The organism is Pseudomonas sp. PONIH3, assembly GCF_002934345.1.
GTDB lineage: Bacteria > Pseudomonadota > Gammaproteobacteria > Pseudomonadales > Pseudomonadaceae > Aquipseudomonas > Aquipseudomonas soli.
In genome coordinates, this window is record NZ_CP026386.1 from 1,555,464 (window position 1) to 1,581,953 (window position 26,490).

Annotated in this window: 20 protein-coding genes, 1 other RNA gene and 1 pseudogene; 8 read left to right on the forward strand and 14 right to left on the reverse strand. The window is 64.6% G+C overall.

Going from position 1 to position 26,490, the window contains the following annotated elements; all coding sequences use genetic code 11:
- Positions 1-10: 10 nt before the first annotated feature.
- Positions 11-559: an adenine phosphoribosyltransferase gene (locus C3F42_RS07030; RefSeq protein ID WP_038705708.1), complete on the forward strand. Its 549-nt coding sequence runs from the start codon at positions 11-13 to the stop codon at positions 557-559.
- 61 nt (positions 560-620) lie between these two features.
- Here the strand turns inward: C3F42_RS07030 and recR are convergent, their stop codons facing one another.
- The 3 genes from recR to dnaX all read right to left on the reverse strand — a co-directional run bounded on the left by recR (position 621) and on the right by dnaX (position 3,778).
- Positions 621-1,223, reverse strand: a complete 603-nt coding sequence (recR, locus tag C3F42_RS07035; RefSeq protein ID WP_023632784.1) for a recombination mediator RecR — start codon at positions 1,221-1,223, stop codon at positions 621-623.
- An 88-nt stretch (positions 1,224-1,311) separates the two neighbouring features.
- Positions 1,312-1,647, reverse strand: coding sequence for a YbaB/EbfC family nucleoid-associated protein (locus tag C3F42_RS07040; protein WP_094010590.1), 336 nt, complete (start codon positions 1,645-1,647; stop codon positions 1,312-1,314).
- 64 nt (positions 1,648-1,711) lie between these two features.
- The gene (gene dnaX / locus C3F42_RS07045) at positions 1,712-3,778 is read right to left on the reverse strand and encodes a DNA polymerase III subunit gamma/tau (protein ID WP_094010591.1); all 2,067 of its coding nucleotides are present in this window, start codon (positions 3,776-3,778) and stop codon (positions 1,712-1,714) included.
- A gap of 131 nt (positions 3,779-3,909) precedes the next feature.
- On the opposite strand from dnaX, the gene C3F42_RS07050 reads away from it, so the two are divergent.
- Positions 3,910-4,719 carry an ABC transporter substrate-binding protein gene (locus C3F42_RS07050; RefSeq protein WP_094010592.1) on the forward strand — a complete coding sequence of 270 codons (810 nt, stop codon included), beginning with the start codon at positions 3,910-3,912 and terminating at the stop codon, positions 4,717-4,719.
- On the opposite strand, the gene C3F42_RS07055 is transcribed toward C3F42_RS07050, so the two are convergent.
- On the reverse strand, positions 4,680-5,174 hold the full coding sequence (locus C3F42_RS07055) for a DUF2938 domain-containing protein (protein ID WP_094010755.1): 495 nt from the start codon (positions 5,172-5,174) through the stop codon (positions 4,680-4,682). The genes C3F42_RS07050 and C3F42_RS07055 overlap by 40 nt on opposite strands.
- An 85-nt stretch (positions 5,175-5,259) precedes the next feature.
- Between C3F42_RS07055 and C3F42_RS07060 the strand changes: the two genes are divergently transcribed.
- Positions 5,260-5,694 (forward strand): helix-turn-helix domain-containing protein, encoded by a 435-nt coding sequence (locus C3F42_RS07060; protein ID WP_094010593.1) that lies wholly within the window; start codon positions 5,260-5,262, stop codon positions 5,692-5,694.
- Here the strand turns inward: C3F42_RS07060 and C3F42_RS07065 are convergent.
- From C3F42_RS07065 to C3F42_RS07095, 7 genes are all read right to left on the reverse strand, one after another.
- A complete protein-coding gene (locus C3F42_RS07065; RefSeq protein ID WP_094010594.1) occupies positions 5,648-7,594 on the reverse strand; it encodes a hypothetical protein in 1,947 nt (648 codons plus the stop codon). The two genes, C3F42_RS07060 and C3F42_RS07065, sit on opposite strands and share 47 nt — an antisense overlap.
- Positions 7,595-7,617: 23 nt before the next feature.
- Entirely contained in the window at positions 7,618-8,007 is a 390-nt protein-coding gene (locus C3F42_RS07070; protein WP_094010595.1) for a hypothetical protein, read from the reverse strand.
- Positions 8,008-8,170: 163 nt separating this feature from the next.
- Positions 8,171-8,267, reverse strand: an RNA gene (gene ffs, locus C3F42_RS07075) — signal recognition particle sRNA small type.
- Between the two features lie 187 nt (positions 8,268-8,454).
- Positions 8,455-10,797, reverse strand: a complete 2,343-nt coding sequence (ligA, locus tag C3F42_RS07080) for an NAD-dependent DNA ligase LigA (RefSeq protein WP_094010606.1) — start codon at positions 10,795-10,797, stop codon at positions 8,455-8,457.
- Positions 10,798-10,897: 100 nt separating this feature from the next.
- Positions 10,898-11,782, reverse strand: coding sequence for a cell division protein ZipA (zipA, locus tag C3F42_RS07085; protein ID WP_094010607.1), 885 nt, complete (start codon positions 11,780-11,782; stop codon positions 10,898-10,900).
- Positions 11,783-11,987: 205 nt separating this feature from the next.
- Complete coding sequence (gene smc / locus C3F42_RS07090) at positions 11,988-15,476, reverse strand: chromosome segregation protein SMC (protein WP_094010608.1); 3,489 nt, start codon at positions 15,474-15,476, stop codon at positions 11,988-11,990.
- Between the two features lie 3 nt (positions 15,477-15,479).
- Positions 15,480-16,139, reverse strand: coding sequence for a GntR family transcriptional regulator (locus C3F42_RS07095; protein WP_023631392.1), 660 nt, complete (start codon positions 16,137-16,139; stop codon positions 15,480-15,482).
- Positions 16,140-16,411: 272 nt separating this feature from the next.
- Between C3F42_RS07095 and xdhA the strand changes: the two genes are divergently transcribed.
- The 4 genes from xdhA to guaD all read left to right on the forward strand — a co-directional run bounded on the left by xdhA (position 16,412) and on the right by guaD (position 22,483).
- Complete coding sequence (xdhA, locus tag C3F42_RS07100) at positions 16,412-17,866, forward strand: xanthine dehydrogenase small subunit (protein WP_094010609.1); 1,455 nt, start codon at positions 16,412-16,414, stop codon at positions 17,864-17,866.
- Positions 17,859-20,258: a xanthine dehydrogenase molybdopterin binding subunit gene (xdhB, locus tag C3F42_RS07105; protein ID WP_094010610.1), complete on the forward strand. Its 2,400-nt coding sequence runs from the start codon at positions 17,859-17,861 to the stop codon at positions 20,256-20,258. The genes xdhA and xdhB overlap by 8 nt, the downstream gene beginning before the upstream one ends.
- A 64-nt stretch (positions 20,259-20,322) precedes the next feature.
- On the forward strand, positions 20,323-21,168 hold the full coding sequence (gene xdhC / locus C3F42_RS07110) for a xanthine dehydrogenase accessory protein XdhC (protein ID WP_023631389.1): 846 nt from the start codon (positions 20,323-20,325) through the stop codon (positions 21,166-21,168).
- A gap of 10 nt (positions 21,169-21,178) precedes the next feature.
- A complete protein-coding gene (gene guaD / locus C3F42_RS07115) occupies positions 21,179-22,483 on the forward strand; it encodes a guanine deaminase (protein WP_038705703.1) in 1,305 nt (434 codons plus the stop codon).
- Here the strand turns inward: guaD and aqpZ are convergent.
- Both aqpZ and C3F42_RS07125 read right to left on the reverse strand, forming a co-directional pair.
- Complete coding sequence (gene aqpZ, locus C3F42_RS07120; RefSeq protein ID WP_038705702.1) at positions 22,480-23,178, reverse strand: aquaporin Z; 699 nt, start codon at positions 23,176-23,178, stop codon at positions 22,480-22,482. The genes guaD and aqpZ overlap by 4 nt on opposite strands.
- 149 nt (positions 23,179-23,327) lie before the next feature.
- A complete protein-coding gene (locus C3F42_RS07125; RefSeq protein ID WP_038705701.1) occupies positions 23,328-24,083 on the reverse strand; it encodes a GntR family transcriptional regulator in 756 nt (251 codons plus the stop codon).
- 355 nt (positions 24,084-24,438) lie between these two features.
- Between C3F42_RS07125 and C3F42_RS07130 the strand changes: the two genes are divergently transcribed.
- Positions 24,439-25,788 (forward strand): NCS2 family permease, encoded by a 1,350-nt coding sequence (locus C3F42_RS07130; protein WP_046856485.1) that lies wholly within the window; start codon positions 24,439-24,441, stop codon positions 25,786-25,788.
- A 442-nt stretch (positions 25,789-26,230) separates the two neighbouring features.
- On the opposite strand, the pseudogene C3F42_RS29825 reads toward C3F42_RS07130, so the two are convergent.
- Positions 26,231-26,479: pseudogene (locus tag C3F42_RS29825) on the reverse strand (RHS repeat-associated core domain-containing protein); the annotation flags it as partial.
- Positions 26,480-26,490 lie beyond the last annotated feature (11 nt).

Here is a 26,490-nt window from a genome sequence, read left to right on the forward strand (position 1 = left end):
TACCCGCCCCATGCACAGCGACACCTTCGACCTCAAAGCCCTGATCCGCCCGGTAGTGGACTTCCCCAAGCCGGGCGTGATCTTCCGCGACATCACCCCGCTGTTCCAGTCGCCGCGCGGGCTGCGCTATGTCGCCGACCAGTTCATCGAGCGCTATGTCGAGGCCGAGTTCAGCCATATCGGCGCCATGGACGCGCGAGGCTTCCTGATCGGCTCGATCATCGCCCACCAGCTGAACAAGCCGCTGATCCTGTTCCGCAAGCAGGGCAAGCTGCCGGCCGATGTGCTGTCCGAGGGCTATCAGACCGAATACGGCGAGGCCTTCCTGGAAGTGCATGCCGACAGCCTCTGCGACGGCGACTCGGTATTGATCTTCGATGACTTGATTGCCACCGGCGGCACCCTGCTGGCCGCGGCCAACCTGGTGCGCCGCACCGGCGCCCAGGTCTTCGAGGCGGCGGCGATCATCGACCTACCGGAGCTGGAAGGCTCGCGTCGCCTGCAGGCGGCCGGCGTGCCGACCTTCTGCCTGACCGAGTTTTCCCTGAGCGAATACTGAGTTCGCTTTCAAAACGATCGCGGTGCGCCGATGCGACTGGCCCCGCGATGCGTTTACAGGTTTACAACGTGATTGGCCTGCGCCCGGCAAATGCATGGGCCAGCGTCCCGCCATCTACCAATTCCAGCTCGCCACCCAACGGCACACCATGGGCGATGCGCGTGGCAGTCAGGCCCTTCTCGGCCAACAGCTGGGCAATGTAGTGCGCCGTCGCCTCTCCTTCCACCGTGGGGTTGGTGGCCAGGATCACCTCACTGAAGGTGCCCTGCTCCTCGATCCGCGCCATCAGCTGTGGAATGCCGATGGCATCCGGCCCCAGCCCGTCCAGCGGCGAGAGGTGCCCCTTGAGCACGAAGTAGCGACCGCGATAGCCGGTCTGCTCCACCGCGTACACATCCACCGGCCCCTCGACCACGCACAGTTGCGTGTCATCACGGCGCGGGTCGGCGCATTGCGGGCACAGTTCCTGCTCGGTCAAGGTCCGGCACTGGCGGCAATGACCGACGCCTTCCATGGCCTGGCTCAGGGCCTGGGCCAGGCGCGTGCCGCCACTGCGGTCGCGCTCCAGCAGTTGCAGGGCCATGCGTTGGGCGGTTTTCTGACCGACGCCGGGCAGGATGCGCAGGGCGTCGATCAGTTGGCGGATCAGGGGGCTGAAGCTCATGTGTGCAGGCCTGCCAATTCAGGAAACAGAATGAACAAGGGAGCAACGACCGTCGGGCCGTTGCTCCCCATTTGAAGCCAGAAGCCGATCAGAACGGCATCTTGAAACCAGGCGGCAGCTGCATCCCGGCGGTCATGCCACCCATCTTTTCCTGGCTGCTCTGCTCGATCTTGCGCACGGCATCGTTCAGCGCGGCGGCGATCAGGTCCTCGAGCACTTCCTTGTCGTCAGCGTCGGTCGACATCAGGCTATGGTCGATGCTGACGCGCTTGACGTCGTGGCGACCGGTCATCACCACACTGACCAGGCCGCCACCGGACTGGCCGGTGACTTCCGCATTGGCCAGCTCTTCCTGCATCTTCTGCATCTTTTCCTGCATCTGCTGGGCCTGCTTCATCAGGCCGGCCATGCCACCTTTCATCATGGGGTATACCTCGATTGGGTCATGTGATGCGGCCCGGCACAGGGCCGGCCGCATGGTTATCCGTTCATTGGCCCTGGCTGGCCAGGGCGTCTACAGGCTCAATAGTATCCTGCCTGACCGTCGCACCGAACTGCCGGATCATCTGCTGGATGAGCGGGTCCTGTTCGATCGACACCACGGCGTCATGCTGGCGCTCGGCGCGCTTGCGCGAGGCGGCTTGGGCCGGGGTTTCCTGCTCGGGGCGGATCAGCTCGATCTTCAGGCGGATCTCGCGGCCCAGTTGCTGGTTCAGTGCGTCGTTCAGCCTGCGCTGCTGCGTCGAGTTGAACAGCGCGCCCTGCCCCGGGTCCAGGTGCAACAGCCAGTCATCACCCTCGGCGGCGATCAGCGTACAGTTTGCGGCGATGTTGCCTGTCATACCGGAGACAGGCAACTGTGGGAATAATTCCAGCCATTGCAGGGCCAGGCCGGTCGCGGGCATGGCCGCCGGCAGTGGCTCCGGCGCCTGGGCAGGTGCCTCTTCCTGGACGTGCTCGGCCAGCTCGTCCAGGTAGCTGAAGCCGACCGGGTCGCTGTCGGGTGCGTAGTAGTCCTCGTCCGCCGGCGGCTCGTCGTCACGCTCCATGCCCGCCGGGCTGTAGGCCGACGGGTCGAACGGCGGTTCGTCATCGTCCGGCTGCTGGGTGGCGGCCTCGACCGCGGGTGCCGGCTCGGGCAACTGCTCGGGCGCAACCGGCGCCGGAGTGGCAACCGGCTCCTCCCACGGCAGATCGATGACCTCCTCGACGGGCTGCGGCTCGGGCTCGGGCTGCGCTGGCGCTTGCGGCGCCTCGACAACCTCGGCAACGGGCGGCACCTCGACGACTGGCGGCTCAGCCTGTATGGATGGCTCAGCCACGGGCAGCGGCGCGGCCACTTCAGCGACAGGACTGGCGGCAACGGACGGCGCCACGGCCACAGCCGCTGCCGCCACCGGTTGGGTCGGATCAGCTGTGGCCTGGCTGATCCCCGTCGGCTTTAGTACCGGCCTCGGTGCGTCGTCGCTATCGGCCGGGCGGAACGCCAGCATCCGCAGCAGGACCATCTCGAAACCGCCGCGCGGGTCCGGCGCCAATGGCAGGTCACGGCGGCCGATCAACCCCATCTGGTAGTAGAACTGCACGTCTTCGGCCGGCAGGGCCTGGGCCAACGCCAGCACGCGGTCACGGTCGCCCTGGCCGTTGTCCACCGCCTCCGGCAGGGCCTGGGCGATGGCCACACGGTGCAGCACATTGAGCATTTCCGACAGCACGCCGTTCCAGTCCGGGCCTTGCTCGGCCAGGTCACGCACCGCGGCCAGCAGCGCCCGGGCATCGCCTTCGAGCAGGGCCTGGAGCACGCCATACACCTGGCCGTGATCGAGGGTACCGAGCATCGCCCGCACGTCGGCGGCCAGCACCCGCCCCTCGCCAAAGGCGATGGCCTGGTCGGTCAGGCTCATGGCGTCGCGCATGGAGCCGTCGGCGGCGCGGCCGAGCAACCACAGGGCATCCTCCTCGAACGGCACGTTCTCGGCGCCCAGCACGTGGGTCAGGTGCTCGACCACGCGCTCCGGGCTCATGTTCTTCAGCGAGAACTGCAGGCAGCGCGACAGGATGGTCGCCGGCAGTTTCTGCGGGTCGGTGGTGGCGAGGATGAACTTGACGTAGGGCGGCGGCTCTTCCAGCGTCTTCAACAGGGCGTTGAACGAGTGGGTGGAGAGCATGTGCACTTCGTCGATCAGGTAGACCTTGAAGCGCCCGCGGCTCGGCGCGTACTGCACGTTGTCGAGCAGCTCGCGGGTGTCCTCGACCTTGGTGCGGCTGGCAGCGTCGATCTCGATCAGATCGACGAAACGGCCCTCATCGATCTCCCGGCATACCGAGCAGGTGCCGCACGGCGTCGAGGTGATGCCGGTCTCGCAGTTCAGGCACTTGGCGATGATCCGCGCAATGGTGGTCTTGCCCACGCCCCGGGTCCCGGTGAACAGGTAGGCATGGTGCAGGCGCTGGTTGTCCAGGGCGTTGATCAAAGCCTTGAGCACATGGGTCTGGCCGACCATTTCGCGGAACGAGCGCGGACGCCATTTACGTGCAAGAACCTGATAACTCATCAAAAAACCATCGTGACCGGAGCGGGCGGAAAGAGCGCTAATGCTAGCGGAGCGGGGCCAAAATTGCACCCTGCCGATCTCGTCTAAGCTCAGTGACGGGCACACGGACGACGGATCAGGGAGGATGAGGCGTGCGGCGAGTCCTGGCCACCCTGTCATTTTGGATATCGTTGTGGGCTACCCACGGCGTGGCGCAACCGCCGGTGTTGCGCTTCTCCATCGCCGAAAGCTGGAGCATGCCGCTGATGCGCATCGAGGACCAGCAGCCGGCGGAAGGCATCCTGCTGGAGCTGATGCAGGCCATCGCCCGGGAGGTCGATGCCCGCCCCCAATACCATGTGCTGGCCCGCCTGCGCCTGCAGGAGGCGATGCAGGCCGGCGAAATCGACGTACGCTGCTACGTTTCCACGCGATGGCTGACCGATCGGCCCGGCGACTATCTCTGGAGCATCCCGCTCATCGAGCAGCGCGACCTGCTGGTCGGCCGCCCCGGCGACAGCGGCCCCGTCAGCCCGGACGCACTGCCACCCCAGGCCATCGGCACCGTGCTCGGCTACACCTACCCCACGCTCGAGCCGCTGTTCAGCCAGGCCCGCCTGCAGCGCGAAGATAGCCGCAATCAATTGCTGGTCCTGCAGAAACTCCAGGTCGGGCGCTTGCGCCATGCCGTGAGCAACCAGCTGTCGCTGCAATGGTACAACCGCTCCCTACCGCCGGCTCGACACCTGCAGCCCCTGGCCGTGCTTGAAGAACAGGCGCTGGGCTGCATGGTGCGCAACGACCCCCAACTGCCGACCCAAGGCGTGCTCAGGGCGCTGGTGCGGATCAGGGAGTCCGGGGAGATGCAGCGGATCGTCGAGCGTTATACCGAGCCCCATCCGTTCGCAGGTGATGACAGCCCTCAGTTACCCGCAGCCGCGACACCCAATGCCGCCAGGTAGAGGCCCAAACCGAACACGCAGTGCGTCGCCAGGCTGCGCAGGCAGCTCTTCAGGGGCGCGGGTGTGTTCGTCGCGAAATACCCGGCTCCCAACGCAGGTTGCACCACGCACAACGGCACGAGCACCGAGACCACCCCGAACAGCAAGGCTGGCCACAGTGTCGGCCCGCGCAACCACCCCTCCCCTGCAATAGCCGCCAGCAGCGCCGCGAACACCAGCCCAGTGGCGTAGTGAAGCAACCAGCCCCACGCCAGCTCCCCCCTGACCGGCGCAGCCTTGCCGATCGCCGCATGCCGCCAGCGCCCTTCGCGCAGGTGCCCCGCCCAGCGCCCGACCATGGCGTAGTTCAGGGTGGTGACGCCCAGATACCTGAGCAACACGGTCCACAGGTCCATGACCAGGGTGGCGCCGATGCCGATGAACAGGATGGAAAGCACAAGCGAGGAGATGGTCATGATGAGAGCCCTTGGCAGATTGACGGAAAGGTCGATGCCAAGCAGCATGCAAGTTGAAGTCAACTTCAAGTCAAGAGGGGTTGCAATGGACATTGCCGATGTCGCCAGGCGCACCGGAGTGCCGGCGTCGACATTGCGTTACTACGCGAACAAGGGCTTGCTCAGATCACTGGCCAGCCATGGGCAACGCCGCCAGTTCCCGCCAGACACCCCCGAGCGCCTGGCGTTGATCGCGCTGGGACAGGCGGCTGGCTTTTCGCTGGACGAAGTAGCCGCCATGCTTGACGAGCAAATGGTCGACCGCGAGTTGCTGCTGGCCAAGGCCGACGAGATCGACCGCCGGATCAAACGGCTGCAGGCGATGAGCAAGGGGTTGCGCCATGCGGCGCAGTGCCCCGAGGAGAGCCATCTGCAATGCCCGACCTTTCAGCGGCTGATGCAGATGTCGGCCAGCCAGGGCAGGCGTGGAGGCCTCAGTAGCCGTGCAACTCGCGGAACGGCTGGCCCTTGTGGTAGTTGATCCACTCTTCCACGTCATACGGCAGGTACAGCTGCCGACGCGCCCGCGACAGGGCGATATACACTGCGCAGATCCGCGCATCGAAGGCGTAGGCGTCCTTGAAGCGGTCGGTGGTCATCAGTTCCGGTGTCAGCAGCACCTGATCGAACTCCAGGCCGCCAGCCTCCTCGGCCATCAACAGTATCAGGCTGTCGGGCCTTGCAGCGATGCGCGCCTCCAGCAGCGTCAGGTCCGCAAGCTTGAAACCCGCCTCAAGGCGCTCCTCGACCCAGAGGAACGCGGCATCGAACCGCTCGGACTCACGCACCTGCTGCCAGTCGAGCAGGTGCGCGAAGTACGGATGCGGCCCTTCGGCATCCTGCCCCGGGGCATAGAACGCAGCCCTGAACAGGCCGATCGCGGTGGCCATGAAGCGGCGCATCTGCGGCCAATCGGGGAAATTCAACAAGCAGTTGGACTTGGCCAACTCCATGGCCCAGCGCATCGTGTCCCAGCGCGAGGCGGTCAGCACCACGCAGCCCTCTGGCGGGACGAACCCTTCGGGGAAGTGCTCGATGCCGACATCGACATGGCGCGCAGCTTCGAAGGCAACCTTGGACTTCTTCGAATGCACGCCGATCAACGGGTTGATCAGGCGTTCCACCTTGGGCCCGCAACGCACGGCAAAGGCCATGTCCTTCTGGCGCACCTGACGCTCGCGCCTGACCACCTCGCCGGAGGCCTTCTGGTACTCGTCGCCCAGGGTGATCAGCACCTGGCGACCCCGCTCGATAACCTGCAGCAGCGAGGCCGGCACGTCCTGGCTCTCGTCGATGATCACGTGGCTGAAACGCCCCGGCACGCTGCAACCAGCCAGGCTCGCTCGCTTGAGCAGCAGCAACGCCTCGAACCCGGTCTGCGCGCCCCAGGCCGGTTGCGCCTCCAGATAGCGCCATAGCCGGCTGGCGTACTCGAGCAGGACCTGGGCATCGACGCCGGAGAGCGCTTGGCGAAAATACGGCAGATGACGATTCGACAGGCTGTAATCCCGCGAATCGCAGTAGTTGCGCAGCACTTCCAGGCAGATATCCAAGGCATGCTCGGCGTCGTACTGGCGCAAGCCGACGATCCCCAGTTCCTCGGCCAGCCTTCGCTTGCCAGGGCCGCGCTGCGCCGTCCGGGCGGAAACTGACCGGGTATCCTTGAGCAGGGCCCGGGCGAACTGGCCGAAGGTCATGCCGACCTTGGCCTGCTCATCCAGCCCCATGCGTCGACGCAAGGTGCCGAGCTTCGCGGGCGTGCGTGCCAGGGCCAGCACCCGGCCACGGGGCAGGCAGTCCATCAGCGCGCCAAGCAGGTAGCTCTTGCCGATCCCGGCATAGCCCTGCACGTGGATGTCTTCGTCGAGGTTGGCCTGAATGATCTTGAGCAGCTTGTCCTGCTCGACGGTTAACCAGCGCTCGCTGTCGAAACCGGTGGTCACCCGCTGGCTGAACGGGTTGTCCCTGTGATGCAGGCGTATGCGGTAGTCGAAATCCCACTTGCCATCGGCCAGCAGGTATTCCCGCGCCTGAACCTGCTCCACGTCGAGCAGACGCAGCTTCGAACCCTTGATCACCTCAAGGCCGAAATAGAGCTTGCGCGCATCGAACAGCCTACGGGCCTCGGACAACAACCCCACGCCAGGCGAATGCGCGCCATCGACCGCCCACGCCAACAGCTTGCCCAGCACCTTCTCCGCCGCCCGCGCATCGACCTGGCCTTGTGCCTGCGCCAGGTTCTGTATTACCAGCACCGCCGCCAGCTCCGGCTCGCTCAGAGCGCCGAGCGCAGACGCACCGTCGGCCAGCAAGGCCTGGCACACCTCTGCGGTGACCGGCAAGTACACGGGATGGGAAAAGTCGAAGTGCTCGGGCTGCATGTCGGTACGTGTCCGCAGATCACTCAAGGTTTGTCGGATTCAGCGGTCTGCCCCACCACCAACTCAAAACGGTAGGCACCCAAGGACCCAGCCATGTCGCCGGGATAACTGCCACCCGCCTGCGGTGCGTCAAGCATGTCATCTAGCTCATGCAGGGCGAGCTCCAGCAGCTTGCGCAAGTCCCGCACCGAGCGCGCCGACACCTGCAGCTCCAAGGCCACCGTATCAGCCTTCACCGTCGCTGGCGGAGCCGCCTCCTCGAGGATGCGCTCGTGCTCTTCTTCCATCTGGTCGAGCACCTGCGACAGCTCCAGCACACGCTCGGGGCTGGCGGCCATCTGATCCTTGATTTCCAGGCGGCGCATTTGCCACTCGCGAATCTTCTGACGGGTGAGGTCGTCGACATGTTCCACGGTCGCTATCTCCTGGCTGAATGGGTCGACACGATGGGATGCATGATAAGGCGCTGCGCGGGATCGTGCAGGCGGAAAACAGTGCGAGGGTGTAAAGAAACGCGTCTGATATGCGACGCCTGACAGGTACGCCGGAAAAATCCTGCGCCCAAAATGGAGGCGGCCCCACCAGCCACACCCCGGCACTCGATGTTCCCGCTATGGCTGCTCCCTTCCGGGCCTGACCAGGTTAACGGGTAATCAATGCGGGGGGACCGATGGGGCCACCACGACGGCTCGCCAGCTGACGAGCCGCGCCATTGTACAACGCCAGGGCGAAGTTACAACCTTTGATCGTGAAAAAACCATCATTTCTCAAGGACTTGTGGCAAATCCATCGTAGGGAGAACCCGACCCTAGGTGCAATCACCCGTGGGAGCGGGCTTGTCCGCGATAAGGCCACCGGCCTCAGACGTCGATTCCACGCTCCGCAAGGAACGCCACGAACGCCTCCTCGTCCATTACCGCCACGCCCAGCTCGCTGGCCTTGGCCAGCTTGGAACCCGCGCCGGGCCCGGCCACCACGCAATGGGTCTTGCCGGATACTGAACCCGCCACCTTGGCTCCCAGGCTTTCCAGCTTTTCCTTGGCGATATCGCGGCTCATGCGCTCCAAGGTACCGGTTAGCACCCAGGTCTGGCCAGCCAGGGGCAAACCCTCGGCGGATTTCTTCTCGCACGACCAGTGCATGCCGAAGTCCAGCAACTGGGCTTCGATGGCACGGGCCAACTGCTGGTTGGCCTCGACCTTGAAGAACTCGCGTACCCCATCGGCGGCTTTGGTATTCAGGGCCTGGCGCAAGTCGATGCCATCGGCGGCGATGATCTTGTCCAGGGTGCCCAGCTTGTCTACCAGCTTCTCGGCGCCGGTCGGGCCGACCGACGGGATATCGAGCTTGGCGAGCATCCCGGCCAGGGTGGTGCTGGCGGCGAACTCGGCGCCCAGCCCACCTTCATCCTGCAGTTGCATACCGCTGTCCAGCAGCTGCTTGATCACCGCACGGTTGTGCTCGTCCTCGAAGAAGTTATGGATCTCGTAGGCGACTTCCAGGCCGATGTCCGGCAGGTAGGTCAGCACCTGGGGCAGCGCCACCTGCACCCGCGCCAGGCTGCCCAGGGAGCGGGCCAGGACCTTGGCGGTCTCCTCGCCGACATCGGGGATGCCCAGGGCGTAGATGAAACGCGCCAGGCTCGGGCGCTTGCTGGCCTCGATGGCTTCGAGCAGCTTGCGACTGGAGACCTCGGCAAAGCCTTCAAGGGCGACCACTTGCTCGAACTCCAACTTGTAGAGGTCGGCCGGCGAGCGGATCAGGTTCTCATCGACCAGTTGCTCGACACTCTTTTCGCCCAGGCCATCAATGTCCATGGCCCGGCGCGACACATAATGGATGATCGCCTGCTTGAGCTGGGCGGCGCAGCTCAGGCGCCCCACGCAGCGGTACACTGCGCCTTCGCTGGTGGTTTCCTTGCCCTTGCTGCGCTTGACCAGCTGGGTGCGCTCGACCTGCGAGCCGCACACCGGGCATTGGCTCGGCACCTGCACCGCGCGAGCGCCTTGCGGACGGCGCTCGAGCACCACCTGCATGACCTGCGGGATCACGTCGCCGGCACGGCGGATGATCACCGTATCGCCAATACGCAGGCCCAGGCGCGCGATCTCGTCCATGTTGTGCAGGGTGGCATTGGAGACGGTCACACCGGCCACCTTGACCGGTTTGAGACGGGCCACTGGAGTCACCGCGCCAGTACGCCCGACCTGGAACTCGACATCAAGCACCTCGGTGAGCTCTTCCATGGCCGGGAACTTGTGGGCGATCGCCCAGCGCGGTTCACGGGCACGGAAACCCAGCTCACGCTGGGAGGCCAGGGCATTGACCTTGAACACCACCCCATCGATCTCGTAGGGCAGGCTGTTGCGGCGCGCTCCGATGTCCCGGTAATAGGCCAGGCACTCGTCGATACCGGCGGCGTGCCTGAGCTCGCGGCTGATCGGCAGCCCCCAGGTCTTGAGTTTCTCCAGGATACCGATATGGCTGTCGCCAAACGGCTCGGACACCTGGCCGACGCCATAGCAGCAGAATTCCAGCGGGCGGCTGGCGGTGATCTTCGAGTCCAGCTGGCGCAGGCTGCCGGCGGCGGCGTTGCGCGGGTTGGCGAAGGTCTTGCCGCCGGCCTCGGCCTGGGCCGCATTGAGCCGGTCGAATCCGGCCTTGCTCATGTACACCTCGCCGCGCACTTCCAGCACCGCCGGCCAGCCCTCGCCCTGCAGCTTGAGCGGGATGTTGCGCACGGTGCGCACGTTGGCGCTGATGTCCTCACCGGTAGTGCCGTCGCCACGGGTGGCGCCCTGCACCAGCTGGCCGTCGCGGTACAGCAGGCTTACCGCCAGGCCGTCGAGCTTGGGCTCGCAGCTGTAGTCCACGGCCGCCTGATCGCCGCCCGGCAGGTCCAGGCCTTCGACCACGCGGCGACCGAAGTCGCGCAGGTCGTCTTCCTCGAAGGCGTTGCCCAGGCTGAGCATCGGTATTTCGTGACGCACCTGGCTGAAGGCCGCCAACGCCGCGCCGCCGACGCGCTGGGTCGGCGAATCCGGTGTCACCAGGTGCGGGTGCTCGGTTTCCAGAGCCTTGAGCTCATTGAACAGGCGGTCGTATTCGGCATCGGGCACGCTGGGTTCATCGAGCACGTAGTAGCGGTAGTTGTGCTGGTCGAGTTCGGCGCGCAGTTCGTGGATTCGGGATTCGGCGTTCATTTCTGGTCTTCTCTTGCAAAGCAAAAGAGCAGCCCCTGGCTGCTCTTTCGTTTCAATCATTGCGGCGCGGACCGAGGCAGGGTCCGCCCGCTCGGGTGTATCAGCGTTTCTGCGTCAGGGCGCGGCGCTCGAACTCGACGATGCGCTGGCGGTAGTGCTCGATGGTCTGGGCGGTCAGCACGCTGCGCTGGTCATCCTTGAGTTCGCCATTGAGCTCGTGGGCCAGTTTGCGGGCGGCGGCGACCATCACGTCGAAGGCCTGCTTGGGGTGACGCGGGCCTGGCAGGCCGAGGAAGAAGCTCACCGCACGGGTGCTGAAATGGTCGATGTCGTCCAGATCGAACACGCCGGGCTTGACCGCATTGGCCATGGAGAACAGCACTTCGCCGTGGCCGGCCATGCTCTCGTGGCGGTGGAAGATGTCCATCTCGCCGAAGCGCAGGCCGCTTTCCAGGATGTTCTGCAGCAGCGCCGGCCCCTTGAAACCGCCTTCGTCGCGGGAGATGACACTGATCACCAGCACTTCCTCGGCCGGCGGCAGCTCCTTGGCCGGCGTGGAAGCGGCAGTGAAACCGCTGTTGCGGGTGTTGTCGGCGGCGAAGTCGTCGTCGCCAGTATCGAACAGGTCCGGCTCACGCGGCTCGGCGGCCAGCTTCAGGTCGCCCTGTTGCTGCTCGCTGTTGTTGCGCTTGCCGCGCTTGGCCTTGGCCGGTTTGGCTTCGCGTTCGCGCTCCCGCAGCGGGGCGCTGACCGATGGCAGGTCGCTCTCATCCAGCTCGGGCTCTTTATGGGTTTCCAGCACACGCGAAGGGCCGAGCACCTCGGCGCCGCCGCTGTCGTCGTCCGGGGCGTTGGCGTAGCTACGGTCCAGACGGAACTTCAACTTGCCCTTGCCGCCGCGCATGCGGCGCCAGCCGTCGAAAAGAATACCGGCGATGACAATGATGCCGATGACGATCAGCCACTCGCGCAGACCGATTTCCATGTAATCCCGTGCCTCTATAAAAAATATGCTTGAAAACAAAGGCTTCAAAGGCCTTTAACACGTGGCGCCAACTCTATGTTCTGACAGGCGTTTTACCCACGCAAAAAACAAGTGACATTAAGCTAGCACGACCAAAGGCAACTTTACACCGTCTGTCGCGTCTGCTGAGGCTTTTGCCTACATGTTCACACCCTTTCTTTACCCCTTATGCGTCAACCATGGCCATCGCTTCTTCCACATCAACTGCAACAAGGCGTGAACAGCCAGGCTCGTGCATGGTCACCCCCATCAGCTGGTCGGCCATTTCCATGGCGATCTTGTTGTGGGTGATGTAGATGAACTGCACGGTTTCGCTCATTTCCTTGACCAGGCGCGCATAGCGCCCGACGTTGGCATCGTCCAAAGGCGCGTCGACCTCGTCGAGCATGCAGAACGGCGCCGGGTTCAGCTTGAAGATGGCGAACACCAGGGCCAGGGCCGTCAGTGCCTTCTCGCCACCGGACAGCAGATGGATGGTGCTGTTCTTCTTGCCCGGCGGGCGAGCCATAATCGTCACCCCTGTATCGAGTAGATCTTCGCCCGTCAGTTCCAGATAAGCGCTGCCACCACCGAAAACTTTTGGGAAAAGTGCCTGTAATCCGGCATTTATCTGATCAAAGGTATCCTTGAAGCGGTTGCGGGTTTCCTTGTCGATCTTGCGGATGACGTTTTCCAGGGTCTGCAGTGCCTCGACCAGGTCGGCGTCCTGGGCATCCAGGTAGCGCTTGCGCTCGGACTGCTGCTCGTACTCTTCGATGGCCGCCAGGTTGATCGCGCCCAGGCGCTGGATACGCGCCTCGACCTGCTCCAGTGCCTGTTCGGTCCCCTGCTCGCTGGCCTCGGCCTCGAGCGTGGCGAGCACGCCCTGCAGATCATAGCCGTCGGCGAGCAGTTGCTCCTGCAAGGTCTTTCGCCGCACGTCCAGCCCCTGGGACTCCAGGCGCTGCTGCTCCAGCTGGCCGCGCAGCAACTGGGCCTGCTGCTCGGCCTGGGTGCGGCGGCGCTCGGCATCGCGCAGTTCGCGGTCTGCCTCGTCCATGTGCAGCCGCGCTTGGCGCATCTCTTCATCGACGCCCATGCGTCTCTCAAGCAACTCCTCGAGTTTCAGGCGCAACTCTTCGAGCGGTGCCTCGCCCTCCTCGAGATTCAGGTTCAGTTGCTCCTGACGCTCGTTCAGGCGCGCGGCCTGCTGCTCCAGGCGCTCGAGCGCCTGGCGGGTGGAATCGTGCTGGGCGCGCAACGAGCCCAGGCGCACGGCCAGTTGATGGGCATGGTCCTTGTGCTGGCGGGCCTCCTGGCGTACCCGGTCGAGGCCTTCGCGCAGGGTGTCGCGGCACGCCATGAGTTGCTCGCGCTGCTCGGTGTCCTGGGCCATCAGGTCGAGGGATTCCTGCAACAGCAGGCGTGCCTCGCCCAGCTGCTCATGCTCCAGGGCGCGCTGCTCCTGGAGCTCGGCCAGTTCTTCGTGCAAGCGTCGGCGGCGCAGTTCGAGCTGTTCGGCGCGGGCCCGGCCAGCGGACAGGCGCGCCTTGAGCTCACCGTGCTGGCGGCTCTCGTCCTGGCTGCGACGGCGCAATTGCTCGCGCTGCTCCTCCAGGTCGAGCTGTTGTTCACGCAGGCGCTGCAGTTGCTCGTCAAGCTGTTCGAGCGACGCCTCCTGCTCCAGTTGTTCCTGGGCCAGGCGTTCGATTTCCTGGCCCCTGGCCAGCACGCCGCCCTGGGCTTCACCACCGCGGCTGACCCGCAGGAAATGCCGCCCGACCCAATATCCGTCGCGGCTGACCAGGCTTTGCCCAGCAGCCAGCGACGCTCGCTGCGCCAACGCCTGCTCCAGCGTTTCAACCGGCCTGACCTGCCCCAGCCAGGCCGACAGGTCGGCCCGCCCCTCGACCTTGTCGAGCAGGCTGCCGGGAACACGCGGGCCCTCGCCCCCTGCCAGCAGCAGGCGCAGATCGCCCTGCTCCAGCGCGGCGAAGTCCAGGCCGGCGAAGTCGTCCAGCAGCACTGCCTGCAGGTCGGCGCCAAGCACGGTTTCCACCGCCAGCTCCCAGCCGGGCTCGACCCGCAGCCCCTCGGCCAGGCGCGGGCGCTGCTCCAGACCCTGGGCGCGCAGCCAGTCGGCGGCACCCACACCGGGCTCCAGCGCAGCCTGCTGCAAGGCCTCCAGCGAGGCCAGGCGCCCGCCCAGGCGCTGCAGATCACCCTGCTGTTGCTGTTGCACCTGGCTGGTCTGTTGCAATTGTTCGCGCAACCCTTCCAGGCGCTCGACCACCTGCTGCTCTTGCAGGTGCAGCTCTTCGAGCAGCAACTCGCTGCTGGCCACTTGCTCGCCCAGATCGGACGTCTCGGTGTCCTGGGTATCACCACCGAGCTGCTCGCCCTCCTCGCCCAGCTTGCGCTGGCGCTCGGCCAGGCGCTCCAGGCTGGATTCGAGCTGCGCCAGGCGCGCCTGCTGCACCTCGGCCTGACGGCGCGGCTCGGCGGAGCGGGTGTTGAAGCCGTCCCACTGCTCCTGCCAGCCATGCATGCCAAGCTCAGCTTCCTCCAAGGTCGCGGCGGCTTCCTCGGCTGCGGCCAGGGTCAGCTCCTGCTCCGGCTCGAGCATCGCCAGTTCTTCGCCGAGGGTCGCCAGCAAGGTGCGGTCGTGCCCCAGGTGCGATTCGGTTTCCAGGCGGCTGCGTTCGGCTTCCTTGAGGTCGTCCTGCAATTGGCGCAAGCGCTGCTGGCCATGCTGGATGCTCTGCTCGACGCGAGCGATATCACCGGCCACCGAATAGAAGCGGCCCTGCACCTGGTTGAAGCGCTCGGACAACTCATGGTGACCGTCGCGCAGTCGCTCGATGCTGGCGTCGGCGTTGCGCTGCTCGGCCACCAGCGCCTCGAAGGCGACCTCCTGGTCGCCGATCACCGTCTCACGCTGGCGTACCCGATCATCCAGGTCGCGCCAGCGCAGGGCTGCCAGGCGTGCCTTGAGCTGACGCTCCTCGGCCTTGTACTCACGGTATTTCTCGGCAGCCTGGGCCTGGCGGTGCAGGCGCTCGATCTGGCGTTCCAGCTCTTCGCGCAGGTCGGTCAGACGCGCGAGGTTTTCCTGCGTGCGGCGGATGCGGCTCTCGGTCTCGCGGCGACGCTCCTTGTACTTGGAGATGCCCGCCGCTTCCTCGATGAAGTTGCGCAGCTCCTCGGGCTTGGCCTCGATCAGCTTGCTGATCATGCCCTGCTCGATGATCGAATAGCTGCGCGGCCCCAGGCCGGTGCCGAGGAAGATATCGGTGATGTCACGACGCCGGCACTTGGTGCCGTTCAGGTAATAGGTGTTCTGCCCGTCGCGGGTGACCTTGCGGCGGATCGAGATCTCGGCGTAGGCGGCGTACTCGCCCACCAGGCTGTTGTCGCTGTTGTCGAACACCAGCTCGATGCTGGCCTGGCTGACCGGCTTGCGGCTGGTGGAGCCGTTGAAGATGACATCGGTCATCGACTCGCCACGCAGGTTCTTCGCCGAACTCTCGCCCATCACCCAGCGCACCGCGTCGATGATGTTGGATTTACCGCAGCCGTTGGGGCCGACCACGGCGGCCATGTTGCTGGGGAAGTTGACCGTGGTCGGGTCGACGAACGACTTGAACCCGGCCAGGCGGATGCACTTCAGGCGCACCGGTCAGACTCGCGCCAGCGCCGCCAGAACCAGTTCGCAACTGCGCTGGCAATAGGCGGTGAGCACCTCGCGGATGCGCGGCAGGTCGCGGGCGACCACGGCTTCGAGCAGGCGGGCGAACAGCTCCAGGTAATCGACCATGTTGGCCTGGCGCTGGTCCAGGGCCAGGTAGTAGGCGCGGCTCATGGCTGGTTGCAGGTTCTCGACGGTTTCCTGCAGGTACGGGTTGTTGGCGAATGGATAGGCGGCGCGCATCACCGCGAAGCTGTCGCCGACGAAGGCCTTGATGTCCTTGCCGGCATGGGCCTGCTTGAGGCGCTGCTGGATGTCCAGGAACGGGCGCAGGTCGCCCTCGGTGCGCCAATGCTGGGCAACGGCATTGCCCAACAGGATGTAGAACTCGCCCATCAGGGCGCACAGGCTGCGCACGCTGTTCTCGTCGAGTTCGGTCACATGGGCGCCGCGGCGCGGCAGGATGGCCACCAGGTGCCGGCGCTCGAGGATGAGCAGCGCCTCGCGCACCGAACCGCGGCTGACGTTGAGGGCCTGGGTGACCTTCTGCTCCTGGATGCGCTCGCCGGGTGCGAGTTCGCCGCGGATGATCCGCTCGGCCAGGTAGTGGGCAATTTGCTCGGAGAGGCTGTCCGGCGCCTTGAACGTCATGGTTTTCCTTCGCAATCTGGGTAGCTGTGCACAAGGACGCGATTGTAGCGCACTTGCCAGGCGCTCGCGCAGCGGGACTGCGTGCTTTGTGCGACTGGCGGGTCAACTTTCCTGCACGGCGCGAACTATGCTTTGGAAAAGGCTCGATGAGGCGGTCAGGAAGGCCTTCGTGCAAATTCTTGACCTTTGGGTCAGAAAATTATTGACCCAGAGGTCAGCCGTTGCTTAGAGTCCGCCGGAACAACAATAAAACCATTGCGAGGCCCTCCCCCGTGATCCAGTTTCTCGTCAACCAGGAGCTGCGCAGCGAGCACGCCCTGGACCCGAACATGACGGTGCTGCAATACCTGCGCGAGCACCTGGGCAAACCCGGCACCAAGGAAGGCTGCGCCAGTGGCGACTGCGGTGCCTGCACCGTGGCTGTCGGCGAACTTGTGCAGGACGACAAGGGCGGCGACAGCATCCGCTACCGCAGCCTCAACTCGTGCCTGACCTTTGTCTCTTCCCTGCACGGCAAGCAACTGATCAGCGTAGAGGGCCTCAAGCACCAGGGCGAACTGCACAGCGTGCAAAAGGCCATGGCCGACTGCCATGGTTCGCAATGCGGCTTCTGCACGCCCGGTTTCGTCATGTCGCTGTTCGCCCTGCAGAAGAACAGCCAAGGCCACGACCTGCACCAGGCCCAGGAGGCCCTGGCCGGCAACCTGTGCCGCTGCACCGGCTACCGGCCGATCCTCGAGGCCGCCGAGCAGAGCTGCGCACGCCCCTGCCGCGACCAGTTCGACGCCCAGCAGGCACAGACCATCGCCCGCCTCAAGGCCATCGCCCCGCAACAGACCGGCGAGCTCAACAGTGGCGACAAGCGCTGCCTGGTGCCACTGACCGTGGCCGATCTGGCCGACCTGTATAGCTCGCACCCCGAGGCACGCCTGCTGGCCGGCGGGACCGACCTAGCGCTGGAAGTCACCCAGTTCCACCGCACCCTGCCGGTGATGATCTACGTCGGCCATGTCGCCGAGCTCAAGCGCATCGACAAGACCGCCAGCCACCTGGAGATCGGCGCCGCGACCCCGCTGACCGACTGCTACACCGCACTCAACGAGGAATACCCCGACTTCGGCGACCTGCTGCACCGCTTCGCCTCGCTGCAGATCCGCAACCAGGGCACCTTGGGTGGCAATATCGGCAACGCCTCGCCGATCGGTGACTCGCCACCTCTGTTGATCGCCCTCGACGCACAGATCGTCCTACGCCAGGGCGAGCGCCAGCGCACCCTGGCGCTGGAAGACTACTTCATCGACTACCGCATCACTGCACGCCAGGACAGCGAGTTCATCGAGAAGATCATCGTGCCGCGCGCAAGCAACGACTGGGCCTTCCGCGCCTACAAGGTGTCCAAGCGCCTGGACGACGATATTTCCGCGGTGTGCGCGGCGTTCAACCTGAGCATCGAGAACGGTGTGGTCAGCGGCGTGCGCATCGCCTTTGGCGGCATGGCGGCAATCCCGAAACGCGCCCGCGCCTGCGAAGCCGCGCTGCGCGGCAAGCCCTGGAACCAGGCCAGCGTCGAACGCGCCTGCCAGGCCCTGGCCGAGGACTTCACCCCGCTCAGCGACTTCCGCGCCAGCCGCGAGTACCGCCTGCTGACCGCGCAGAACCTGCTGCGCAAGTACTTCATCGAACTGCAAACGCCGCATATCAAAACCCGGGTGACCGCCTATGTCTAACCATCACGCCGTCAAGAGCCAGGCCGAGATGGCCGCACTGTTCAGCCAGGACCTGACCACCGGGGTCGGCCGCAGCCTCAAGCACGACAGCGCCGACAAGCACGTGGCCGGCGAGGCGGTGTACATCGACGACCGCCTGGAATTCCCCAACCAGCTTCACGTCTATGCACGCACCGCCGACCGCGCCCATGCGCGCATCCTGCGCATCGACACCACGCCCTGCTACCAGTTCGAAGGCGTGCGCATCGCCATCACCCATGAGGACATCCCGGGGCTCAAGGATATCGGCCCAGTGGTGGCTGGCGACCCGTTGCTGGCCATCGACAAGGTCGAGTTCTTCGGCCAGCCGGTGCTCGCGGTTGCCGCCTGCGACCTTGAGACCGCCAGGCGCGCCGCCATGGCCGCCATCATCGAGTACGAAGACCTGGAGCCGGTGCTCGACGTGGTCGAGGCCCTGCGCAAGAAGCACTTCGTGCTCGACAGCCACACCCACCAGCGCGGCGACTCGGCTGCTGCATTGGCCACTGCCCCGCACCGTATCCAGGGCACCCTGCACATCGGCGGCCAGGAACACTTCTACCTGGAGACCCAGATCAGCTCGGTGATGCCCGGCGAAGATGGCGGCATGATCGTCTACTGCTCGACGCAGAACCCCACCGAGGTGCAGAAGCTGGTGGCCGAGGTGCTCGACGTGCCGATGCACAAGATCGTCGTCGACATGCGCCGCATGGGTGGCGGTTTCGGCGGCAAGGAAACCCAGGCCGCCAGCCCCGCGTGCCTGTGCGCGGTGATCGCGCGCCTGACCGGCCAGCCAACCAAGATGCGCCTGCCGCGGGTCGAAGACATGACAATGACCGGCAAGCGTCACCCGTTCTACGTGGAATACGACGTCGGCTTCGACGACAGCGGCCGCCTGCACGGGATCAATTTCGACCTGGCCGGCAACTGCGGCTACTCGCCGGACCTGTCCGGCTCGATCGTCGACCGCGCCATGTTCCACTCCGACAACGCCTACTACCTGGGCGATGCCACGGTGCACGGCCACCGCTGCAAGACCAACACGGCCTCCAACACTGCCTACCGCGGCTTCGGCGGCCCGCAGGGGATGGTCGCCATCGAGCAGGTGATGGACCATATCGCCCGTCACCTGGCCCTCGACCCGCTGGCGGTGCGCAAGGCCAACTACTACGGCAAGACCGAACGTAACGTCACCCACTACTACCAGACCGTCGAGCACAACATGCTCGAGGAGATGACCGCAGAGCTCGAGGCCAGCAGCGACTACCATGAGCGCCGCGAGTCGATCCGCCGTTTCAACGCCAACAGCCCGGTGCTGAAAAAAGGCCTGGCGCTGACCCCGGTGAAGTTCGGCATCTCGTTCACCGCCACCTTCCTCAACCAGGCAGGTGCCTTGATCCACATCTACACCGACGGCAGCATCCACCTCAACCACGGCGGCACCGAGATGGGCCAAGGCCTGAACACCAAGGTCGCGCAGGTGGTGGCGCAGGTGTTCCAGGTCGACTTCAATCGTATCCAGATCACCGCGACCAATACCGACAAGGTGCCCAACACCTCACCGACAGCCGCGTCCAGCGGCGCCGACCTGAACGGCAAGGCAGCGCAGAACGCCGCCGAGATCCTCAAGAAGCGCCTGACAGAGTTCGCCGCCCGGCACTACAACGTCACCGAGGAAGACGTCGAGTTCCGCAACGGCCATGTGCGCGTGCGCGAGCAGATCGTCAGCTTCGAGCAGTTGGTGCAGCAGGCATACTTCGCCCAGGTATCGCTGTCGACCACCGGTTTCTACCGTACGCCGAAGATTTTCTACGACCGCAACCAGGCCCGTGGCCGCCCGTTCTACTACTTCGCCTTCGGCGCCGCCTGCGTGGAGGTTATCGTCGATACCCTCACCGGTGAATACAAGATGCTGCGCGCCGACATCCTGCATGACGTGGGCGACTCGCTGAACCCGGCCATCGACATCGGCCAGGTGGAGGGTGGTTTCGTCCAGGGCATGGGCTGGCTGACCACCGAGGAACTGGTGTGGAACGCCAAGGGCAAGCTGATGACCAACGGCCCGGCCAGCTACAAGATCCCGGCAGTGGCCGACATGCCGATCGACATGCGCGTCAAGCTGGTGGAAAACCGCAAGAACCCCGAGGACACCGTGTTCCATTCCAAGGCCGTGGGCGAGCCGCCGTTCATGCTCGGCATTGCCGCCTGGTGCGCGATCAAGGACGCAGTGGCGAGCATCGCCGACTACCGCGTGCAGCCGAACATCGACGCGCCATCGACGCCGGAGCGAGTGTTGTGGGGTTGCGAGCAGATGCGCAAGGCGGTGGCTGCGGCGCAGCCTGCCGAACAGCAACTGGAACCTGTGACGCACTGACGCCACGCTCCCTGTAGACGCGACCTTGCGTTGCGCCTACAGGGGACCGAGGAGGACTGAAGACATGCATCAATGGATCAACGCCCTCGCCGACCACCAAGCCCGTGGCGAACCCTGCGTGTTGGTGACCATCATCGAGGAGCGCGGCTCCACTCCGCGCAACGCCGGCTCGAAAATGGTAGTCAGCACCAGCGCGCTGTACGACACCATCGGCGGCGGCCACCTGGAGTTCAAGGCCCTGCACATCGCCCGGCAGATGCTCGCGGAACACCGCAGCACCCCGCATCTGGAGCGCTTCAGCCTCGGCGCCAGCCTCGGCCAGTGCTGCGGCGGCGCCACCGTGCTGCTGTTCGAGCCGATGAGTGGCGTGCAGGCCGAGATCGCCGTGTTCGGCGCGGGCCATGTCGGCCGCGCTCTGGTACCCTTGCTCGCCGCGCTGCCCTGCCGGGTGCGCTGGATCGATTCGCGCGAGCAGGAATTCCCCGCGCTCATCCCCGACGGGGTGAGCAAGATCGTCAGCGAAGAGCCGGTCGACGAAGTCGCCGACCTGCCCGCCGGCAGCTACTGCATCGTCATGACCCATAACCACCAGCTGGACCTGGAGCTGACCGCCGCGATCCTCAAGCGCAACGACTTCACCTGGTTCGGCCTGATCGGTTCGAAGACCAAGCGCGTCAAGTTCGAGCACCGCCTGCGCGAGCGCGGCTTCGAAGACGCGCTGATGGCGCGCATGCGCTGCCCGATGGGCCTGGCCGAGGTCAAGGGCAAGCTGCCGATCGAGATCGCCGTGTCCATCGCCGCCGAAATCATTGCCACCTACAACGCCTGCTTCGGCCAGCACGACGCTGCCGCCAATTCAGGCCCCATCGCCCAGTTGCTGCCGTCCTCGCGACGCAGCCAGACCCTTTGACGAGAGCCCCATGAGCGCAACCCGCAAAGCCTACCGAGCCGCCATCCTGCACAGCATCGCCGACCCCGCCGAGGTCGGCCTGGAGGCGTCCTGCGAATACTATGAAGACGGCCTGCTGGTAGTCGACGGCGGCCGCATCAGCGCCCTGGGCCATGCCAGCGAGCTGCTGCCGACCCTCGACGCTGACATCCCGGTGCAACACTACCAGGACGCCCTGATCACTCCGGGCTTCATCGACACCCATATCCACTTCCCGCAGACCGGCATGATCGGCTCCTATGGCGAACAGCTGCTGGACTGGCTGAACACCTACACCTTCCCCTGCGAAAAGCAGTTCGCCGACAAGGCCCACGCCGACCAGGTGGCGAAGATCTTCCTCGCCGAACTGCTGCGCAACGGCACCACCACCGCGCTGGTGTTCGGCAGCGTGCACCCCGAGTCGGTCAACGCCCTGTTCGAGGAGGCCGAGCGCCTGGACCTGCGCATGATCGCCGGCAAGGTGATGATGGACCGCAACGCGCCCGACTACCTGACCGACACCGCCGAGTCCAGCTACCGCGACAGCAAGATGTTGATCGAGCGCTGGCACGGCAAGGGCCGCCTGCACTACGCGGTCACCCCCCGCTTCGCGCCGACCAGCACGCCGGAACAGTTGAGCGTGGCCGGTCAGTTGCTCAAGGAGCACCCGGGCGTGTACATGCACACTCACCTGTCGGAGAACCTCAAGGAAATCGACTGGGTCAAGGAACTGTTCCCCGAGCAGAAAGGCTACCTTGACGTCTACGACCACTTCGAGCTGCTCGGCGAGCGCTCGGTGTTCGCCCACGGCGTGCACCTGTGCGACGACGAGTGCCAGCGCCTGGCCGAAACCGGTTCGGCCATCGCCTTCTGCCCGACCTCCAACCTGTTCCTCGGCAGCGGCCTGTTCAACCTGCCCCAGGCCGAGCGCTTCAAGGTCAACGTCGGCCTGGGCACCGATGTCGGCGCCGGCACCAGCTTCTCGCTGCTCAACACCCTCAACGAGGCGTACAAGGTGATGCAGCTGCAAGGCGCGCGCCTGCACCCGTACAAGTCGCTGTACCTGGCTACCCTAGGCGGCGCCCGCGCCCTGCGCCTGGACGACCGCATCGGCAGCCTGCGCCCGGGCAATGACGCCGACTTCGTGGTGCTCGACTACAAGGCCACCCCGTTGTTGGACTACCGTCTGCAGCAGTCGAAGAGCATCGAGGAGACCTTGTTCGTGCTCACCACCCTGGGCGACGACCGCACCGTGCGTGAAACCTACGCCGCCGGGCGTTGCGTGCACCAGCGCTAAGGCTGTTTCGCCAACCCTCGGTACAGTGCGCCGCCGATCGCTGCCCCGATCAGCGGCGCCAGCCAGAACAACCACAGCTGCTGCAGCGCCCAGCCACCCACGAACAAGGCCGGCCCTGTGCTGCGTGCCGGGTTGACCGAGGTGTTGGTGACCGGAATCGAAATCAGATGTATCAGGGTCAGCGCCAGGCCAATCGCAATTGGCGCAAAGCCGGCCGGTGCCCTGGCATCGGTGGCGCCCATGATGATCACCAGGAACATCGCGGTCATCACCACCTCACTGGTGAAGCCTGCCGCCAGCGTGTAGCCGCCCGGCGAATGCTCGCCGTACCCGTTCGAGGCCAGGCCGCTGGCCAGTTCGAAGCCGGCTTTGCCACTGGCGATGAAGTAGATCACCGCTGCGGCCAGGATGGCGCCGATCACTTGGGCAATCACATAGGGCAGCAGCTCTTTTGCCGGGAACCGCCCGCCCACCACCAAACCGAACGACACGGCCGGATTGAGGTGACAACCCGAGATATGGCCGATGGCGAAGGCCATGGTCAGGACAGTCAGGCCGAACGCGAAAGCGACACCGAGAACGCCGATGCCAACGGGAGAACTGGCGGCCAGCACGGCACTGCCGCACCCGCCAAGGACCAGCCAGAAAGTGCCGACCAGCTCGGCACCCATGCGCACACCCAGAGATGAAGTCATGAACCCTTCCTCAAGTAATTGGACGCAACGACTGCGCAAGCCCAACTGCTTGATGAAGGTTTGCTGGTGTGAAATCTAGCAGAGCTTTGGCCAAGGGCCAGTAACGACGAAGGGCCGCTAAGCGGCCCTTCGGTCATCAAGGCAAACGTTCAACCCTTGGCGGTAGCCTTGGGCTTTTTCAGCAGGTGCGAGAACACCGCGTGCAGGTCGTCCGAGGCGCTCTCCTCGTCGAGATTGAGCTTGCTGTCGATATGGTCCATGTGATGCATCATCAGGCTTACCGCCTGCTCGGCATCACGGGCCTCGATCGCATCGATCAGCTGCATGTGCTCATCGTACGAGCAGTGCGAGCGGTTACCGCTTTCGTACTGGGCGATGATCAGCGAAGTCTGCGACACCAGGCTGCGCTGGAAGCTCACCAGTGGCGCATTGCCGGCGGCTTCGGCCAGCTTGAGGTGGAACTCGCCGGACAGGCGGATACCGGCGCCACGGTCGCCACGGGAGAAGCTGTCACGCTCCTCGCGGACCATCTGGCGCAGTTCGTTGAGCTGTTCGAGGGTGGCGTGCTGCACGGCCAGCTCGGTGATCGCGCGCTCGACCATGCGCCGCGAGAAGAACACCTGCCGCGCCTCCTCGACCGTAGGGCTGGCCACCACCGCACCACGGTTGGGCCGCAACAGCACCACGCTCTCATGGGCCAGGCGCGACAGGGCGCGGCGGATGATGGTGCGGCTGACGCCGAAGATCTCGCCCAGTGCTTCCTCGCTCAACTTGGTGCCCGGTGCCAGACGCTGCTCGAGGATCGCCTCGAAGATATGCGCATAGACGATGTCGTCCTGGGTACCGCTGCGGCCGGCCTTGCCAGTGCGCACAGGTTTTTTCAGAGGTTGCAGCTGTTCGTTCATGGGCTCTCGAGCACAAAGGATCTGCCAGTCGGACCGTGACTGTAATACCGGTCAGCGGGGGGATGGCAAGTCCTGGAAGAAGAAAAGGGGCCAAGGTATGGCGCCATTGTACACAGGCTGACCCGTTTCTGCAGGTGGCCTTTTACCTATATAGCCGTTGTACGGCAGTTTGTGAGCACAAAAGATAAAACATTATTTGCATTCTTTGTACACAAACGCATAATCCTGCGAGCAACTTCCTGACCCAAAAGTCAACAAAATGGTCGGACGTCTGCCACACCCCCTCGCGAAGCCCCCCAGTGCATGGCTCAGGACCAGGCTTCGAACAACAAGAAAGACTTGAGGAGTACTCGCTGTGGAAAGCCGCAAATCCGAAGCACCTACGCTGGATCTCGCCCCACCGCTCGAAACGGGCTGGCTGGAGCGGATTTTCAAACTCAAGCAGCATGGCAGCACTGTCCGCACCGAGCTGATCGCCGGGGTGACCACCTTCATCACCATGGCCTACATCATCTTCGTCAACCCCAACATCATGGCCGACGCCGGCATCGACCACGGCGCGGCGTTCGTCGCCACCTGCATCGCCGCCGCCCTCGGCTGCCTGCTGATGGGGCTGTACGCCAACTGGCCGGTCGGCCTGGCGCCGGGCATGGGGCTCAACGCCTTCTTCACCTACACCGTGGTCGGCACCATGGGCTACAACTGGGAAACGGCGCTGGGGGCGGTGTTCGTCTCTGGCGTGTTGTTCATGTTCCTGACCGTCTCGCGCGTGCGTGAGTGGCTGCTCAACAGCATCCCGCTGAGCCTACGCCATGCCATGGGGGCCGGCGTCGGCTTGTTCCTCGGGCTGATCGGCCTGAAGACCGCCGGCATCATCGTCGACAGCCCGGCAACCCTGGTCAAGCTGGGCTCGCTGCATGAGCCCGGCCCGCTGCTGGCGGCCGTGTGCTTCCTGCTGATTGCCATCCTCAGCTACAAGCGGGTGTTCGGCGCGATCCTGATCAGCATCATCGGCGTCACCCTGGCCGGCTGGGGCCTGGGCCTGGTCAAGTTCGGCGGGGTGGTGTCGATGCCGCCGAGCCTCGCACCGACCTGGATGGCCATGGACGTGGTTGGCGTGTTCAACGTCAGCATGATCAGCGTGGTGCTGGCGTTCCTGTTCGTGCACATGTTCGACACCGCTGGCACGCTGATGGGCGTGGCCCAGCGGGCCAACCTGGTGGCACCGGACGGGCGTATCGAGAACTTGTCGCGGGCACTGAAGGCCGACAGCACCTCCAGCGTGTTCGGCGCGGTGGTCGGCGTGCCGCCGGTGACCAGCTACGTGGAAAGTGCCGCAGGTGTCGCGGCAGGTGGACGCACCGGCCTGACCGCCGTGGTGGTTGGCGTGCTGTTCATCGCCGCGATGTTCTTCGCCCCGCTGGCGGGAATGATTCCGGCCTATGCCACCGCCGGCGCGCTGATCTACGTGGCGATGCTGATGATGGGCAGCATGGCGCATATCGAGTGGGATGAAGCCACCGACAGCATTCCGGCGATCGTCACGGTGATCATGATGCCGCTGACCTTCTCGGTGGCTGATGGCATCGCCCTTGGTTTCATCAGCTACGTGGCGCTCAAGGCGGGTACCGGCAAGTTCAAGGAGATCTCGGCCAGCCTGTGGGTGCTGTGCGCGATCTTTATCGCTAAGTTTGTGTTTCTCTAATCTTCACAGCTTCAACAAAGGGCGCTTCGGCGCCCGCACTTTTTACTACCGTAGCTCCCGCTGAAGATGCGAATTTTCCTGTTCTAGGCAGATTAGCTGACTCCACACCCGGGGGAACCTCTTCGAGCACAGTGAGGAAACCATAGCCCGCCGGATTGACCGCTGTTACATCAAACACATCCTTACTAAAGTGCTTCTCCGGTACCAACACCCCTTCAGGCGCAACCACTGCCAAGATAACGCCATCGATAGCTTTATCCTTATACGGCTTGACGTAATCACGAGTTGACCCGATATAAAAAGCCTCCCCTTGAGCTCGCCTATCAGGCCGTGAATGACCTCGGGAAACTCCCTGCAACAACCCTTTTACATTAAACGCATCTGTCGCGTGATACCCAAGCAGTACAAGCCTCGGCACCTTGCTCAATAACATCGCAGACACTTTAACATGACCGCTTGGGTCTTTGTTGTTCACTGGATCTCTCTGACAGTAGCCGTATCCATTCAAACCACCTTTGGCGAACGGACTCATACTGTCCGGGCTATTGAAATTCATCAAAACCGGATTGTACGCTCTGTAACCATTACCCAAAAGGTAATGACCAGTTGCCCTTTCCACTAACTCGCCAGTGAACCCGAGAGAAACTTGAGCGAGCCTATGGTAGCCATAGGGCGCGTATGCATATTGAGTGCTCATCAGGC